Origin of the sequence: Gemella sp. 27098_8_155, assembly GCF_041433725.1 — a bacterium.
Taxonomy (GTDB): Bacteria; Bacillota; Bacilli; order Staphylococcales; family Gemellaceae; genus Gemella; species Gemella haemolysans_D.
This window is the reverse complement of record NZ_JAPWCA010000005.1, coordinates 41,822-58,557: the sequence shown is the minus strand read 5'-3', so window position 1 is coordinate 58,557 and position 16,736 is coordinate 41,822. Positions and strand designations below refer to the sequence as shown.

General features: G+C 29.6%; 13 protein-coding genes. 1 reads left to right on the top strand and 12 read right to left on the bottom strand.

What is annotated here, in order from left to right; all coding sequences use genetic code 11:
- Positions 1–28: 28 nt before the first annotated feature.
- From O5Y44_RS03545 to glgB, 12 genes are all read right to left on the bottom strand, one after another.
- Positions 29–382, bottom strand: coding sequence for a DUF1634 domain-containing protein (locus O5Y44_RS03545; protein ID WP_271964709.1), 354 nt, complete (start codon positions 380–382; stop codon positions 29–31).
- 1 nt (position 383) lies between these two features.
- Positions 384–1,232, bottom strand: coding sequence for a sulfite exporter TauE/SafE family protein (locus O5Y44_RS03540; protein WP_371465558.1), 849 nt, complete (start codon positions 1,230–1,232; stop codon positions 384–386).
- Between the two features lie 11 nt (positions 1,233–1,243).
- Entirely contained in the window at positions 1,244–1,876 is a 633-nt protein-coding gene (locus tag O5Y44_RS03535; protein WP_271964711.1) for a thiamine diphosphokinase, read from the bottom strand.
- A complete protein-coding gene (rpe, locus tag O5Y44_RS03530) occupies positions 1,876–2,520 on the bottom strand; it encodes a ribulose-phosphate 3-epimerase (RefSeq protein WP_271964712.1) in 645 nt (214 codons plus the stop codon). Before rpe ends, O5Y44_RS03535 begins: the two co-directional genes overlap by 1 nt.
- A 1-nt stretch (position 2,521) precedes the next feature.
- Positions 2,522–3,403, bottom strand: a complete 882-nt coding sequence (rsgA, locus tag O5Y44_RS03525) for a ribosome small subunit-dependent GTPase A (protein ID WP_271964713.1) — start codon at positions 3,401–3,403, stop codon at positions 2,522–2,524.
- 33 nt (positions 3,404–3,436) lie between these two features.
- Positions 3,437–5,137 (bottom strand): DNA repair protein RecN, encoded by a 1,701-nt coding sequence (gene recN / locus O5Y44_RS03520; RefSeq protein WP_271987009.1) that lies wholly within the window; start codon positions 5,135–5,137, stop codon positions 3,437–3,439.
- Between the two features lie 11 nt (positions 5,138–5,148).
- A complete protein-coding gene (locus O5Y44_RS03515) occupies positions 5,149–5,958 on the bottom strand; it encodes a TlyA family RNA methyltransferase (RefSeq protein ID WP_102169630.1) in 810 nt (269 codons plus the stop codon).
- Between the two features lie 249 nt (positions 5,959–6,207).
- On the bottom strand, positions 6,208–8,601 hold the full coding sequence (locus O5Y44_RS03510) for a glycogen/starch/alpha-glucan phosphorylase (protein ID WP_371465554.1): 2,394 nt from the start codon (positions 8,599–8,601) through the stop codon (positions 6,208–6,210).
- A 24-nt stretch (positions 8,602–8,625) separates the two neighbouring features.
- Positions 8,626–10,044: a glycogen synthase GlgA gene (gene glgA / locus O5Y44_RS03505; RefSeq protein ID WP_271964716.1), complete on the bottom strand. Its 1,419-nt coding sequence runs from the start codon at positions 10,042–10,044 to the stop codon at positions 8,626–8,628.
- A gap of 143 nt (positions 10,045–10,187) precedes the next feature.
- Positions 10,188–11,300, bottom strand: coding sequence for a glucose-1-phosphate adenylyltransferase subunit GlgD (glgD, locus tag O5Y44_RS03500; protein WP_271987011.1), 1,113 nt, complete (start codon positions 11,298–11,300; stop codon positions 10,188–10,190).
- Between the two features lies 1 nt (position 11,301).
- A complete protein-coding gene (locus O5Y44_RS03495; RefSeq protein WP_271964718.1) occupies positions 11,302–12,474 on the bottom strand; it encodes a glucose-1-phosphate adenylyltransferase in 1,173 nt (390 codons plus the stop codon).
- 28 nt (positions 12,475–12,502) lie between these two features.
- Positions 12,503–14,356 (bottom strand): 1,4-alpha-glucan branching protein GlgB, encoded by a 1,854-nt coding sequence (gene glgB / locus O5Y44_RS03490; protein ID WP_316447595.1) that lies wholly within the window; start codon positions 14,354–14,356, stop codon positions 12,503–12,505.
- 330 nt (positions 14,357–14,686) lie between these two features.
- Between glgB and O5Y44_RS03485 the strand changes: the two genes are divergently transcribed.
- Positions 14,687–16,537: a glycoside hydrolase family 13 protein gene (locus tag O5Y44_RS03485; protein WP_316447299.1), complete on the top strand. Its 1,851-nt coding sequence runs from the start codon at positions 14,687–14,689 to the stop codon at positions 16,535–16,537.
- The last annotated feature ends 199 nt before the right edge of the window (positions 16,538–16,736 follow it).

The window sequence follows — 16,736 nt, the reverse complement described above, 5'->3', positions numbered from 1 at the left end:
CTTTATATTTTTAAATTTTTTTCTTATTTTAATTGTGAGTTACTCCCAACATTAGACTTACGATTAATATTATTAAAACTAATATACAAATTCTTACGAATCTGAAATCTTTTTCTTCAATATAAACATAAAGCAATCCAAAGATTCTCAGTACTGGAGTTAATATTAACAAAAAGATACCAAACATTAAATACGAATGATAATTTAATGTAGTTAAACCTTTTAGCATTTCTGAAAAAGTATATCTTTCAATAGTCAGTACACCATCCACTCCATATATAAAGCTAAGCACTATACCTGTTATAATAAAGAATGAACTAATGAATACTCCAGTCTTTAAAATATTAGAAATAACGATATTTATATCTTTTTTCTTTTCCATATTAAAGCACCCCCACCCCTTTTAAGAACATATTAACTATAGTAAATAATAAAATTGGTAGGAATATATATCTTATATATTTTGCATCTAATCTTTGCATTACCTTTGCTCCAGTTCTAGAACCTATTAAAGTTCCTATAGCTATAGGAGCTGCGATTACTGGATTTATTGTTCCATTAAAGAAGTAAATTAAAGCACTTGCTGTTGCTGTAACACCCATCATAAAGTTACTCGTAGCTGTACTTACTTTTATAGGAAGTTTCATATAACTATCTAATGCAACAACTTTGAACGCTCCACTACCAATTCCAAGTAATCCACTAGCAAAACCTGCTCCAAACATTACTAGTGATCCTTGAGGAACATTAGTAACATTATATGCTACGGTTTTACCTGTCGCTTTATCATAATATGTTGAATTTAATTTATATCGATCAGCATATTTATCATTTTCTACCTTTTCTTCTTCTTTTTTCACCTTAGTTATTAATCCTGTTTTCTTCAGCATACCATAAAAAGAATTCAACAGAATTAACGAGAAAAAGATATATAGCAACTTTGAAGAAAATATTCCTGCCATAAGGGCTCCTACAACTCCTCCTACTGTAGTAAAAACTTCTAAAAGCATACCAACTCTCATATTACTTACATGATCTTTAACAAATGCTATTGCTGAACCACTACTCGTTGCAATTACCGCAATGATACTTGCACCTATTGCATATTTGATATCTATTCCAAATAAGATTGTTAATGCTGGTGTAATAATAATTCCACCACCAAGTCCTACTAAAGAGCCTAGAAATCCTGCTAAAACTGCTATTATCATAAACTGTATTATCTCAATCATAATTTCTCCTTCTAATCTTTAGAATATATTACTAATACATTTGAACTTACTTCCAACTCAATAGCTTTTTCATTAGCAAATTCGTTACTCGTTGCATTAGGACGATTTAAAGTCAAGACTAAATTTTCTACTTCATATTTAGAATTTTTTATAGACATCTTCGTATTCTCATAAATTGGAACTATTGAGAAATACTTATACCCTTCAATTTTTTCAAAAATATTTTGTCCACTATGTGCTATAGTTATTATATTATTATCATCAATAATTTTTACTTTAACATTGTTATATTTTTCATTATTTAGAAGTAAAATATTTCCAAAGAAGTGATCAAGTCTTCTTCCTGTTGCTCCATATATATCTATTTCTTCTACTGAATCAAATAGTTCTAGTATATTTTCTAAAGCAAAGTCAGCATCAGTTAAATCTTCACTATGTTTTACTCTAAAGTACTTAGATTTTTGTTCAACTTCTTTTCTTTGTTCAGAGTTTATTGAATCAAAATCTCCGCAACTTAATAATGGATTTATACCCTTATCAAGTAAGTACAATGCTCCTCTATCTACTCCACACCATAAGTCAGATAAAGGTAATTCTTCTGGAAATACCCCACCTAACATTATGCTTATTTTTTTTGTATTCATTATTTTAACAACTCACCTAATGTTTTTTCTTTATCGCTTGCTCCAAATAAAAATGATCCACAAACTAATAAGTCTGCACCTTTATCTCTACAAGCTTTCGATGTTTCTACATTTATTCCACCATCTACTTCTATTAAGAAGTTATAATTTTTTTCTTCTCTTATCTTAGCTAATTCTTCAATTTTCTCAAGCATTTCTGGAATGAACTTCTGACCACCAAACCCTGGATTAACAGTCATAATTAGAACATAATCTACTTTTGGTAATAAGTATTTAATACTTTCAAATGGTGTTTGAGGATTTAATACTATACCAGCTTTTTTTCCATTATTCTTGATTACTTGTATTAATCTGTCTGCATGATTTGTAGCTTCTATATGAAAAGAAACCATATCGCAACCAACTTTACAAAATTGTTCTACATAATTTTCTGGATTAGCAATCATTAGATGACAATCAAAAACTTTGTCTGTTTTAGGTCGGATTGCTTCAATTATTGGAAATCCAAAAGAAATGTTAGGAACGAAATTCCCATCCATTACATCTATATGAAACATATCAATTCCTATATTTTCTAATTCTTTAATATCTCTTTCTAAATTAGCAAAATCTGCTGATAAAATTGAAGGTAAAATTTTCTTCATCTTATCTCTCCTTTATATATTTTCTTTTTTGATTTTGTTTTTCTGTAAATAAAACTTTATAATCTTCATAGCGACTTTCTAATATTTGTTTACTTTCTACCGCTTCTTTGACACCACATTGAATTTCCTCCATGTGATTACATGGTTTAAATTTACAATCATAGTCATGAAACTCTCTAAATAAGTATTGTAAATCTTCTTTTTCAATAAATGTAATATCAAGTGAAGAAAAACCTGGTGTATCTGCGATATAAAAATCATCAATTTGATAAAATTCCGTATGTCTAGTCGTGTGTCGTCCACGTCCTAAATGTTTCGAAATTTCTCCTGTTTCGATATCAAGGTGTTCTGCTAGTTTATTAATAAATGTAGATTTTCCTGCACCTGATTGACCAGATATCGCTACATACTTATTAGAAATAACTTCTTTTAATTTATCGATATCTTCTTCAGAATTCGTAAATACTTGATATCCTATTTCATAATAATAATTCATTATTTCTTTCATCTTTTCTAGTTCATCATCTTTTAATAAATCTAACTTAGTAAAAATGATAATAATATCTACATCACTATTTTCATTTAAACAAATTGTTTTATTTAGTAGCTTACTTGAAAACTCAGGATCTTTAACAGATACTACAATAATACTATAATCTATATTCGCAACCTTAGGTCTTAGTAATTCATTTTTTCTTTCTAAAATTTCTACTACATATCCTGTATTATTATCACTCATTTGAATTTTTACATCATCACCTACTAATGGTGTGATATTCTCATTTCTGAAATTTCCTCGTGCACGACACGTAACGATTTCTCCAGAACAATTTACATAATAAAATCCACTAAGCGCTTTTAAAATTTTTCCTTCTTTTGTCATGTTCCTCCTATACCTTTTTGGTATTTTTTGTAACTATTTGTTTAGTTTCGCTTTTATATCTGCTTTAGTTTTTTCTGCTAGTCTTAACATTTCGATAGAGTGTTCTTCAGAAAGTTTTGTCATAGTGTCTCCTGACACCATTCTTGCTACTTCAGCAATCTTCTCTTCTTCTGATAGTTCTCTAATTACAGTTAATGTTCTCTTATCTATTATTTCTTTACTGATTAGTAAATTTGTATCTGCTAAGGCTGTGGTTTGAGGTAAGTGCGAAATACAAAGTACTTGCGAACCTACACCAAGTTGATACATTTTTTCAGCCATCCTTTGCGACACTCTTCCACTTACTCCAGTATCAATTTCATCAAATATTATCGAAGTAGCTTCTATGCTTCTTGAGAAAATTATTTTCAGAGCTAACATTACCCTTGAAAGTTCCCCACCTGAAGCAACTTTAGATAAGGATTTTAAAGGTTCTCCTAAATTCGCACTAATTAAAATCTTAACATCGTCTTTTCCTGTTGTTGAAAATTCTTTTTCTTTGAAATCAACTTTAATAGTACTCTTTTCCATGTATAAGAATTTCAACTCATCTTGAATAAGTTTTTCTAGTTTTAGCGCTGTCTCTTTTCTTATTGAACTTAACTCTTCGGCTAGAGTCGTCAGTTCTTCTTCGATTTTTTTACTTTCCTCTAAGTAGTTTTCAAAGTTCTCTTCATAGTTTTCCAACTCATCTAATTCTTCTTTAATCGTTTCTGTAAAGGTAATAAGATCATTAAGTGGCTTAGAGTATTTTTTCTCTAATGTTTTTATTTTATCTAATCTAAAAATCAAACGATCTAATTTTTCCTCATCATATTCAATTACATCTGTATAACTAGAAACTTCATATTTTAAATCATCAAGAATATAGTATAAATTTGTAATCTCTTCATATTTTTCTTCAAAGTTAGAATTATACCTACTTAGCTCTCCTAGATTAGATCTAATTTCTGCAAGTTTTGATATTACTCCATACTCACCATCAATACCGTCTGTAATACTATGAGCAAGGGTATTTACCTTTTCGAAGTTCTCTAAGTAATCGATATCCTTTTCAAGATCTAAATCTTCGTCTATTTTAAGTTTCATCTGACTTAATTCTTTATACTGGAATTTTAAGAAATCCACTTTTTGAAGAACATCACTTTCTTGTTGTTTTAAATTATCGATTTTTTCTTTGATTACTTGGTATTCTTTAAATTTTTCTTTATATTTTAAATATGCAGGTTGAATTTTTTCTCTATTAAATGAATCTACCAAATTCAGGTGATTTTTTTCTACTAATAATACTTGATTATCGTGTTGTTCATGAATATCTAATAAATGAGCAGCTACTTTTTTTAACGTAGATAGATTAACTATTGTTCCGTTAATTCTACACACACTCTTTCCACTGCTGTAAATATCACGACGAACTACAATAACCTCATCTTCAAGATCTAAATCAAGTTCATTAAAAATTCTCTTAACTTCTTTACTCTTAGGAAAATCAAATACACCTTCAACACTCGCCTTCTCTTCACCATAACGAATATAAGACGTCGATGTTCTTTGACCAGACAGTTGTGAAATTGCCGCTAGAATCATTGATTTCCCTGCACCAGTTTCTCCACTTAAGACAGTTAAACCATTTTTAAGTTCTATAGTAGCTTTTTCAATTATTCCAAATTGCTTAATATTTAACTGAATTAACATCGGCTCCTCCTCTATTTAAAGTGATTATGAGCATTATTTACAATATGCTCTATATTGATTTTACTATTTTCCACTTCTTTATCTGCATTATATTTTAGAAGCATTAAGAATTCAATATTCCCTTCTCCACCTGTTATTGGAGAATAAGATAGATTTGTCATACTAAATCCAACACTATTTGCTAATAGCAATACTTTTTCTACGACTTCTAATTGAACTTTTTTATCTCGAACAATTCCACCTTTTCCTACCTTATCTTTTCCAGCTTCAAATTGAGGTTTTACAAGTGCGCAAACTTCTCCACCATCTTTTATTATTTCAGCAAGATTTGGGAGTATTAATGATAGTGATATAAATGAAACATCAATTGAAGCAATATCAATTTCATAGACATCAAAATCTTCTTTAACGGAATGTCTGAAGTTAGTTTGTTCCATTACTTTTACACGTTCATCATTGCGTAGTTTCCACACAAGTTGATTAGTACCAACGTCCAATGCATATACAAACTTCGCTCCGTTTTGTAATGCGCAGTCTGTAAATCCTCCAGTTGATGAACCAATATCAATCATTACTTTGTCTTTCACATCAAAGTTCAACTCATTAATCGCTTTTTCTAGTTTAAGTCCTCCGCGACTAACATAAGGCATCTGTTTACCTTTAATTCTAAGTTCCGCAGTTGATTCAACCTTCTCCCCTGCTTTATCAATTCTAATATTATCATTATAAACTATACCAGCCATAATAGCTCGTTTTGCTTTTTCTCTTGATTCAAATAATCCTTGACTTACGCAAAGGACATCTGCTCTTTCTTTTGCCATAGTTACCTCTTTTTTATTTACTAAGTGTGCATTTCAAAATAAATATTAATTTTAAAATTTACACAGTCTTTCCTTTTAATTTTATCATATTAATCGTATTTTATCTATGAGAATGGTACGTTTATATATACTTTATATCTAAATTTAAATAATATTCCACTTATTTTTGAGTGATTATTTTATAGTCTAATAAAAATAAGAGCAACCTAAGGAAAATTTTCCTATTAGGTCGCCCTTTATATTAATATTTTATTTTACTTTTTTTATGTTCCAAATATCTTTAGCATATTCAGCTACAGATCTATCTGCAGAGAAGATACCAGCATTAGCAGTATTTACTAAACTCATTTGTCCCCATTTTTCTTTATCTTGATAAGTTTCAGCAACTTTTTCTTGAGCTGTAATATAACTTTCAAAGTCAGCTAGACACATATAGTTATCTTGAGTTAATAAGTAGTCTACGATAAAGTTGAAGTTCATACCACCTACAGTCATAGTTCTAATGAAATCTAATGTTTCTTTAATTTTTACTGAATTATTGTAGTATTCCCAAGGTTTATATCCATGAGCATATAACGCATCTACTTCTGGAGTTTCTAAACCGAAGATAAAGATATTGTCATCTCCTACCGCTTCATGAATCTCTACATTAGCTCCATCAAGTGTTCCTAATGTTAAAGCTCCATTTAGCATTAGTTTCATATTTCCTGTTCCACTTGCCTCTTTTCCAGCTTGTGAAATTTGTTCACTAATGTCAGCCGCTGGAATTATTTTTTCTGCTAGTGTTACTTTGTAATCTGGTAAAAATACAACTTTTATGTATTCACGCACTAATTCATCACATTCAATCATTTGAGAGATTGAGTGGATAAATTTAATAATATTTTTAGCCATTTGGTATCCTGACGATGCTTTTGCAGCAAAAATAAATGTTCTAGGTACTGGACGTAATCCATTATATTTAATCTCTCTATATAAATATACGATGTGTAATGCATTCAGTAATTGACGTTTATATTCATGAAGTCTCTTAACTTGTACATCAAAGATAGACTCTGGATTTACAGTTATACCTGTTGTATTTTGAATGTAAGTAGCAAGTTGTTCTTTTTTAATTTTTTTAATTTCTAGAAGTTTATCAACAACTTTTTTGTCATTTTTATAATCATTTAATTTACTGATTTTAGATAAATCTTTAACGAAGTCATCACCGATTAATTCTTTCAGATATGATGCTAGTTCAGGGTTTGCCTGTCCTAACCATCTACGATGAGCTATACCGTTAGTTACATTTCCGAATTTAGTTGGATATAATTCGTTAAATGCTCTAAATGTTGATTCAACAAGAATGTCACTATGTAATTTCGATACTCCGTTAACATTATGACTTCCTACTATTGATAAATTAGCCATTCTTATTTGATTATCATAAATAATTGCTGTTTCTGCTAATGTATAATCTTTACCTTGATCAATTACCCATTGACAGAATCGTTTATTAATTTCTTCAATAATTGAGTAAATACGTGGTAATAATGGTTTAAATAAATCTACAGACCATTTTTCTAACGCTTCCGCCATAATTGTGTGGTTAGTGTAGGCAAAAGTTTTAATTGAAATTTCCCAAGCCTTATCCCAAGAATAACCATATTCATCAAGCAATAATCTCATTAATTCTGGAACTCCCATCGCTGGGTGAGTATCATTAATATGTAATGCAACGTGTTCACTTAAGTTTTCTAATGTTCCAAATTCATTATAATGATTTTTTACTAATTGTTGCAATGAAGCACTAATAAAGAAGTATTGTTGTTTAATACGTAATTCTTTACCTTCATTTGTGCTATCTGCTGGATATAATAATTTAGAAATTGATGAAGCTATTGCTTCTGCTTCTGAAGATTTTGAATATTCTCCGCGTTCAAACAGTTTCATATTAAATCCTGTTTTTGCTTTTGCTTCCCATAAACGTAATGTATTTACAGTTTTTGTTTTATATCCTGAAATTAATAAATCATATGGTTCAGCTTGAATTGAAGTATAATCTTTGTGTTCTACAGTGAATCCATTTTCTGTCATTTTTTCTTCAACATGTCCATAGAACCTAACCTCAATTTCCTCGTCATTTCTATAAACAAGACCATATTTCCCTAAATCTAACCAATAATCTGGGAACTCCTGTTGCCAACCATTGTTAATAACCTGCTTGAAGATTCCATATTCATAAAGAATAGAAAAACCTGTTACTGGATAATCACTACTTGTTAAAGCATCTAAATAACATGAAGCAAGACGTCCAAGACCACCATTCCCTAATCCTGGATCTGGTTCGATATCATAAATTTCATCTAAATCGAAGTTATTGTCAGAAAGATATTCTTTGATTTCTTTTTCGACTCCAAGATTAAATAAATTGTTTCTTAAAGTTCTACCTACAAGAAACTCCATTGACATGTAGTAAGCACGTTTTTGCTTTGTTTTCTTTAATTCTTGTTCATACGCAAATTTTTTCTCAGATAATTTTTCTCTAACAGTGCTCATTAACGCTTCATAAACTTGACGTTTACTCGCTGTTTTTATTGTGATCCCAAATTGTCTTTTTAAATATTTTTCTATTCTGTGTTCTAACTCTTGTTGTTTCATTAATCTCTCCTATAATCCATCTCGTTAGACGATTTCACTGTACATATTTATATATTGTAGTGCTGATTTTTTCCAACTTACATCTTGTTGAATTGCATTCTTCATAATTTTATTCCAAATATGACGTTCTTGATAATAACAATACGTTGCTCTATAAACCGCATCTAACATATCGTATGCATCGAAACTTTCAAATGTAAATCCTGTTCCTGTTTTTCCATCGAATGGTTCAACTGTATCTCTTAACCCACCAACTCTGTGAACAATCGGTATAGTAGCGTATCTCATTGAAATAAGTTGAGATAAACCACATGGTTCAGTTTTAGATGGCATCAAGAACATATCACAAGAGCTATATACTTTTGATGATACTTCTGATGAGAACATAATTAAACTTCTTACTTTATCATGACGACGATATTCTAACGAACGAAGTGCATCTTCATAATGACGATCACCTGTTCCTAAAATCACAAGTTGAGCACCTGTTTTTAAGATTTCATCAGCTACATGAAGAACTAAGTCAATTCCTTTTTGGTGAGTTAATCTAGTAACCATTCCAATCATAGGGATATTTTCATTTACTTCTAACGCTAAATCTTCTTGGAATTTTAATTTGTTCTCTACTTTATTTTTTAATGTTTTAACATCAAAGTTCTTATAAATGTTTTTATCAGTTTTTGAATTAAACTTATCAATATCCAAACCATTAATTATGCCGTGAAGTTTTCCTTGCTCTATTCTTAGTATATCATCTAAACCATATGAGAAATATGGATCTAATATTTCATGTGCATAAGTTTCACTTACCGTATTTATTCTATCAGCCAATTGAATAGCACCTTTCAATAGGTTTAAATCACCTTTGTATATAAGAGCATCAAAATATTTATTATCTAATCCAAATAAATTCCCCATTTCATAAGGATTAAATTTTCCTTGGAATTCAATATTATGGATAGATATTACACTTTTAATATTTTGATAAAAACCTTCTCCTCTTGACTTAATATCATCTAAGTAAATTACAGATAAAGCTGCATGCCAGTCATTAGCATTAACTATATCTGGTTTATAATCAATATGAGGTAATATTTCTAATGCAGCTTTTGAAAAGAATGCAAATCTTTCACCATCATCATCTTGACCATATACACTATCTCTATTAAAATATTGTTCGTTATCGATAAAATAATAAGTTACTCCATTTACTTGCGTTTCAAAAATTCCACAATAAACTGTTCTCCATCCTAAATTAATAAATATATGTTGTTTATATTTTAAATCATACTTTTGTCTATCTATTGAAGAATACAAAGGCAGTACTACCCTTGCTTCTACATTTTCATCTTGAAGTGCTTTAGGTAATGATCCTATAACATCTCCTAGTCCTCCAACCTTTACAAATGGTGCCGCTTCAGCTGCCACGAATAATATTTTCATTATTGTTCTCCTTATTCGTTATTTATTTCATACTAAAAGGGTTAGTTTTAGATGTAGTCTATCTGTTTATTATACTCCTTTTCCTTCCGAAAATCGAAGGTTTTACAAATATCTCCCACATTTTATTCTAACCCATATTTTTATTATACTACTTTATTTTTTTCTACAATAACTTGACAATTTTCAGCTCCTTTTAATTCCACTCTTTCGGAAACAGTAGCCGACTTATCTAAAATTACATAATCTAAGTAAGCTGATTTTTTAATAACACTATTAGGCATTATAATAGAATTTTTAATAACTGCACCTTCTTCTATTACAACGTCCCTAAATAAAATACTGTTTTCAACTATACCATTAATTTCACAACCATCACCTAGAATAGAATTTTTCACGATTGCACCTTCTCCATAAGTAGTTGGTACACTATCTTGTACTCTAGTTAAGATATCAGTACCTGATAAGAATAATTCATTCATCTTATTAGGATCTAATAAATCTCTATTAAAGTCATAAAACTCTTGAACACTATTAATTGTTCTTGTATAATTCTTGATTTCATATCCATAAACATTTAATCTATGGAAATTCTTAGTAATATAATCTAACAATAAATCCTGCCATCCATATGTCATCCCTTTTTTAACAAGTTCTTTAAACATCTCTTTAGACATTATGTAAATTTTAACTTGCGTAGGGCACACTTGATCATATCCATCATAATGATATAAACTATCATATACTCTATCTTTTTCATCAAAAATAATTTGTGATTCACGTTGTTGGGGTTTTCTATACGTATAAGCTAATGTAATATCAGCATTTGTAGATTTATGATATTTAAGCATTTCTTTAAAATCGATATTTCCAACAATATTTCCATCTGCCAATATACAATATTCTTCTAATAAAGTATCTGCATATTTTGCCGCATCTCCCAATGCTTCGATTTTATTTTGTGCAACTCTATTTGATTGATGGTTTGACATCGGTGTTATAAATTTCAACCCACTATTTTTTCTGTTTAGATCCCAGTCTTTCCCCCAACTTAAGTGATCCATTAATGACTTATAATGGTGATTTGTCACTACTGCTATATTAGATATCTCAGCTTTAACTAAAGAAGATAACATGAAATCAATCATTCTATATCTTGACGCAACCGCTAAAGATGCTAGTGTTCTATTTCTTACTAATCCTTGCAGATCATCGTTACGATAGTTATCCGCAAATAAAATACAAAACGCTCTTACCATATTATTTTCCCTCTACTTTCCTATTCTCATTTACAACTTCATCCCTACCGATTACTGTTATTTGTTCTTTTCCTAGAACAATTTCTCTATTACCTACTTCTACATTTTCTTTAACTACTGAACCTTCTGAAATAATTGAATTATAGACTTTAGCTCCTTTTTCAATAACTGCACCTTTCATGATGATACTTCCCACTACTTCAGCACCTTCTTCGATTCTAACTCCTGAAGAAATTATAGATTCTGAAATAGTTCCATATACAGTAGTCCCATCTGAAATCATAGAATTTCTAACATTAGCACTATGTCCTAAATATTGAGGCATAGCACCTTCATGTCGATAATAAATTCTCCATAATTTATCATCAATATTAAAGTTTTCTTTATTTTTTATTAGATCCATATTTGCTTCCCATAAGCTCTCAATTGTACCTACATCTTTCCAGTAACCATAAAATGGATAAGCATAGATATTTTTTCCTTCGTTCAACATCATTGGGATAATATTTTTACCGAAGTCTTTTTCACTATCTGGGTTTTCTTCGTCACGAATTAAATATTCTCTTAATTGTTGCCAACTGAAAATATAGATTCCCATCGATGCCTTAGTTGAGATTGGATTTTCTGGTTTCTCTAAAAATTCAGTTACTTTAAGATCAAAGTTTGTGTTCAATATTCCAAAACGACTAGCCTCTTCAATTGGAACATTAATGTGTGCGATTGTTAAATCTGCTCCTTTTTCTTTGTGGAAATCTAACATTTCTTTATAGTTCATTTTATAAATGTGATCTCCTGATAAAATAAGAACATATTCTGGGTTATATTGCTCTATATATTTAATATTTTGATATATTGCATTAGCAGTTCCTTTATACCATTCTCCAGTTTTTCCTGCAGTATAAGGTGGTAGAATAGATAACCCTCCATCCATTCTATCTAAATCCCATGGTTGACCATTCCCCATGTATGAGTTAAGTTCCAAAGGCATAAATTGTGTTAGTACTCCTACAGTTGAAATTCCAGAGTTCGCACAATTAGAAAGTGGAAAATCTATAATTCTATATTTTCCTCCAAAAGGTACAGCCGGTTTAGCCATATCTTTTGTCAATACTTGTAATCTTGTACCTTGTCCTCCTGCTAGTAGCATTGCTACAACTTCTTTTTTTCGTGCCATTAAGTTGACCCCCTTCTTCAAAACTTGTTTATTTCTTTTCTATATACATTGTCGCATAAGGCGGAATATTTAAACTCAACGTATATTTAAATTCATTTTTTTCTTTATTAATTGTTTTAAGATTTCTATTTGATACTGCGATACCATCGTATTTTTTAGCATCAGAATTCAACACAATCTTGTAACTTCCCCAAGTATCTACCCCAATTTCATAATTTTTCAATACTTGATTTGAGAAATTACTAATCACTAAGACTTCTTTACCTGATCTATCTTTACGAGAAAAAGCAAAAACATTGTTATTATTATCATCTACAACATGCCATCTAAAGCCATCCCAATCACTGTCGTTTTCCCATAGTGCTGGCTTAGTTTTATAATACTTATTAAGTTCTTTTACATATCTATGTGTAAATACATGCTTAGGATATAACATTAATAACCAATCAAGTTCTCTTTCTTCATCCCATTCGATAAATTGAGCAATATCAATTCCCATAAATGCTAATTTTTTCCCTGGATGTGCATACATATACCCTAAAAATGCTTTTAAGTTTGCGAATTTATCCTCGTATGGAACAGGACTCTTATCTAAAAGAGATTTTTTTCCATGTACTACTTCATCATGTGAGATTGGAAGAATGAAATTTTCAGAGAATGCATAATGCATTGAAAATGTAAATTTGTTGTGTACTCCTTTTCTAAAGAAAGGATCTGTTTCTAAATAATCAAGACTATCATTCATCCATCCCATATTCCATTTGAAGTCAAATCCTAAACCACCATGTTCAACAGCAGCAGTTACTTTTGGATAGCTCGTTGATTCTTCTGCTATCATACTTACACCTGGATAATTTTCTTTTACGTATAAGTTAAGATTTTTTATAAAATCTATTGCTTCTAGATTTTCAAATCCACCGTAAATATTTCTAGCACATTTGTCTTCATCTCGGCAATAATTTAAAAATAACATAGAACTAACCGCATCGACTCTTATTCCGTCTATGTGGTAATCTTCAATCCATGATACTGCACTTGATGTTAAAAATGACTTAACTTCATTACGTCCATAATCAAACACCCTAGTACCCCAACCTTCGTGCTCCATTTTTCTCGTATCAGAATATTCATAACATGGTGTTCCATCAAATTCATATAATCCATGAGCATCCTTTGTAAAATGTCCAGGAACCCAATCTAGTATTACCCCAATATTATTTTGGTGACAAATATCAACAAAATACATAAAATCTTCCGGTGTTCCATATCTTGAAGTTGGTGAAAAATACCCTGTAGCTTGATATCCCCATGATTTATCATATGGATACTCTGTGACTGGTAATAACTCAACATGAGTGTAATTCATTTCTTTTACATATTCTACCAGTCTATGCGCTAATTCCCTATAACTTAGTTCTTTTCCCTCTTCGTTATGTTTCCAAGATCCAAGATGTACTTCATAAATATTCATAGGCTGATGATAAGGTACCGTCCTATTATCCATCCACTTTTTATCTTTCCATTTATATTCTGGTAAAGTATAAACTTTTGATGCTGTTAACGGTCTAGTTTCAGCATGCTTAGCATATGGATCAGCTTTCCATAACTCAACCCCACTATGTGTCACAATTACATATTTATAAGCATCAAACTCACAAACACCAGGAACTTGAATTTCATAAATTCCTCTATCATTTATTTTTTTCATTTCATATGTATATGGATACCAAGAACAAAACTCACCTGTAACAAAAACTCTTTTGGCGTTTGGAGCCCATACTCTAAAAGTACAAGAATCCCCATCTAAAAACGATCCTAAAAATTTATGGCTATGGTAATTAGTTCCTTCATGGAATAAATATTCGGCCATATTATTATTCACTAAATACCCCCTCCTCTACAAAAGTAAACGTTTTCTTTTGATTTTAAAAAAATTTAATTTTATAAAAATTTCATAAAAAATAGTTTAAATTAACACTAATTTTTTCTTTATTTTTTATACCTATAGTATAACATATGAAAGCTTTTATGTAAATGTTTTCTTTGCTATTTTCTTACAAATTATTATCTAGAATTTAATGCTTTAATACTAATAAAATTCTATTTTTTTAAATATTAACATTTACTTTTAAAAATATTTGTATTAAAATTAAGTAGATTATTTTTGTAAAACAAATTGATAATGAAAATTTTATGTTTCGGAGAAGAAAAAATGATTAAATTTAATCCTATAAAAAATAAATTTCCTAAAGGAGCAATAAATAATATAGAATCTTTCCACTTTGAGGTATTAATTAAAGATGATTTCTATTTCAATGATTTCAAAATTATTATAAAAAATGAGTTTACAGGTGATATTATATCTAAAAGTCTGAAATTTAAAGAAAAGTCTGAAAATAATTATTCCAAATATTTCGTAGAATTTGAACCTTTTAATATCGGCCTATACTTTTATCATTTCGAAGTTCACTTTGATAGTTTTTACGTATATTTAAAAAATGATAGATTAAATGCTAAACTTGTTAATAGTAATGATGAACTACCTGATTGGCAACTTACTGTTTATGATTCAAACTTTACAACACCAGATTGGTACAAAGGTTCAATTATGTATCAGATTTTCCCTGATAGATTTAAACGAAGTGATAAATATACCGCTACAATGGCAAAAAATGAAAATGTAAGAATTAGACATGAAAATTGGGACAGTATTCCACACTCATCAATTACTCATAAAAATTATGGTGCAAAAGATTTCCTAATGGGAAATCTACTAGGAATAGAGGAAGAAAAAGATTACTTTAAAAAATTAAATATAGAGAGTATTTATTTAAATCCTATTGTTGAAAGTCCTGAGAATCACCGATACTCTACTGCTGATTATTTTAATGTTGATCCGTATTTTGGAACTAATGAGCAATTCGAAAATTTCTGTAAAGATTTCAAAAAAGATAATATTAAAATTATTCTAGATGGTGTTTTTAGCCACACAGGTTCTGACAGTATTTATTTCAATCGATATAATAATTATGACAGTATTGGTGCTTATAACTCTCAAAATTCACCATACTATTCTTGGTTTAATTTTATTAATTTTCCTAACGAATATCACTCTTGGTGGGGATTTGACAATTTACCTACAGTTGTAAAAGAAAACAAAGAATATAGTGATTTCATCAATAATAAAGATACTGGTGTTGTTAACTTTTGGCAGAAATTAGGAATTGCTGGATGGCGCCTTGATGTTGCAGATGAATTTCCTGATGAATTCTTAGATAGAATTCGTGAAAGTGCAAAATACTATGATAAAGATTCCCTAATTATTGGAGAAGTTTGGGAAGATGCAACTAATAAAATTTCTTACAATACACGACGACGATATTTCTTAGGTGATCAACTAGATAGTGTAATGAACTATCCTTGGAAAAATGCTATTATTAATTTCGTAAAATATAAAAATGCAGATGATTTTACCCTTGAAATACTAAAATTGGTAGAAAACTATCCTCGTCCTGCCCTTGATGCGGTGATGAACTTACTTGGAAGTCATGATACTGAGCGTGTTCTTACAATGTTAGCATTTGATAATCCAGAAGATATACCTGTTCATGAACGACCAACATATAAAATGTCAAAAGAACAATATTACGAAGCAAAAAATCTATTGAAATTTGCTAGTTTTATACAATTTACATTACCTGGTGTTCCTTGTATTTACTATGGTGATGAAATTGGAATGTATGGATTTAGAGATCCATATAACCGACTAGGATTTTCTCATAATAATAAAGACGAAGATTTACTAAATCATTATATTGAATTATCAAAATTTAGAAATGAAAATAAAAATGATTTTATTACAAATTTTGAATTTATTTATACTAATGAAAAATGTGTTGCATACAAACGTAATAACATTCTTTGTATAATAAACTTAGATTCTAAGGCTCACTTTATCGAAGATTATTCTGGTGAAAAAATATTTGGAAACAATGAAATATATCCAACACCATTTGGGACAGTAGTAGCTCCTAACAGCTATGTTGCAATAAAAATTAAATAAAATATGACCCAAAAGTATTAGATTTTAAAAATAATTTACATAAAAACTCTTAGACGTAGTTGTTTATTAATATCTAAATTTGCTTCATAAAAACTTTTTAGATATCTAATAAAATATAGGGGGTGATTCGACAAAATCTTGTTTCTTAAGAAATCAAGATTTTGTTGAGTCACCCCCTCTTCGTTTTACATCTTTATTT

Bases quoted from the DNA above. Each gene is read 5' to 3' on its own strand.
- O5Y44_RS03545 (WP_271964709.1), bottom strand. From the start codon at position 382: ATGGAAAAGAAAAAAGATATAAATATCGTTATTTCTAATATTTTAAAG.
- O5Y44_RS03540 (WP_371465558.1), bottom strand. From the start codon at position 1,232: ATGATTGAGATAATACAGTTTATGATAATAGCAGTTTTAGCAGGATTT.
- O5Y44_RS03535 (WP_271964711.1), bottom strand. From the start codon at position 1,876: ATGAATACAAAAAAAATAAGCATAATGTTAGGTGGGGTATTTCCAGAA.
- rpe (WP_271964712.1), bottom strand. From the start codon at position 2,520: ATGAAGAAAATTTTACCTTCAATTTTATCAGCAGATTTTGCTAATTTA.
- rsgA (WP_271964713.1), bottom strand. From the start codon at position 3,403: ATGACAAAAGAAGGAAAAATTTTAAAAGCGCTTAGTGGATTTTATTAT.
- recN (WP_271987009.1), bottom strand. From the start codon at position 5,137: ATGTTAATTCAGTTAAATATTAAGCAATTTGGAATAATTGAAAAAGCT.
- O5Y44_RS03515 (WP_102169630.1), bottom strand. From the start codon at position 5,958: ATGGCAAAAGAAAGAGCAGATGTCCTTTGCGTAAGTCAAGGATTATTT.
- O5Y44_RS03510 (WP_371465554.1), bottom strand. From the start codon at position 8,601: ATGAAACAACAAGAGTTAGAACACAGAATAGAAAAATATTTAAAAAGA.
- glgA (WP_271964716.1), bottom strand. From the start codon at position 10,044: ATGAAAATATTATTCGTGGCAGCTGAAGCGGCACCATTTGTAAAGGTT.
- glgD (WP_271987011.1), bottom strand. From the start codon at position 11,300: ATGGTAAGAGCGTTTTGTATTTTATTTGCGGATAACTATCGTAACGAT.
- O5Y44_RS03495 (WP_271964718.1), bottom strand. From the start codon at position 12,474: ATGGCACGAAAAAAAGAAGTTGTAGCAATGCTACTAGCAGGAGGACAA.
- O5Y44_RS03485 (WP_316447299.1), top strand. From the start codon at position 14,687: ATGATTAAATTTAATCCTATAAAAAATAAATTTCCTAAAGGAGCAATA.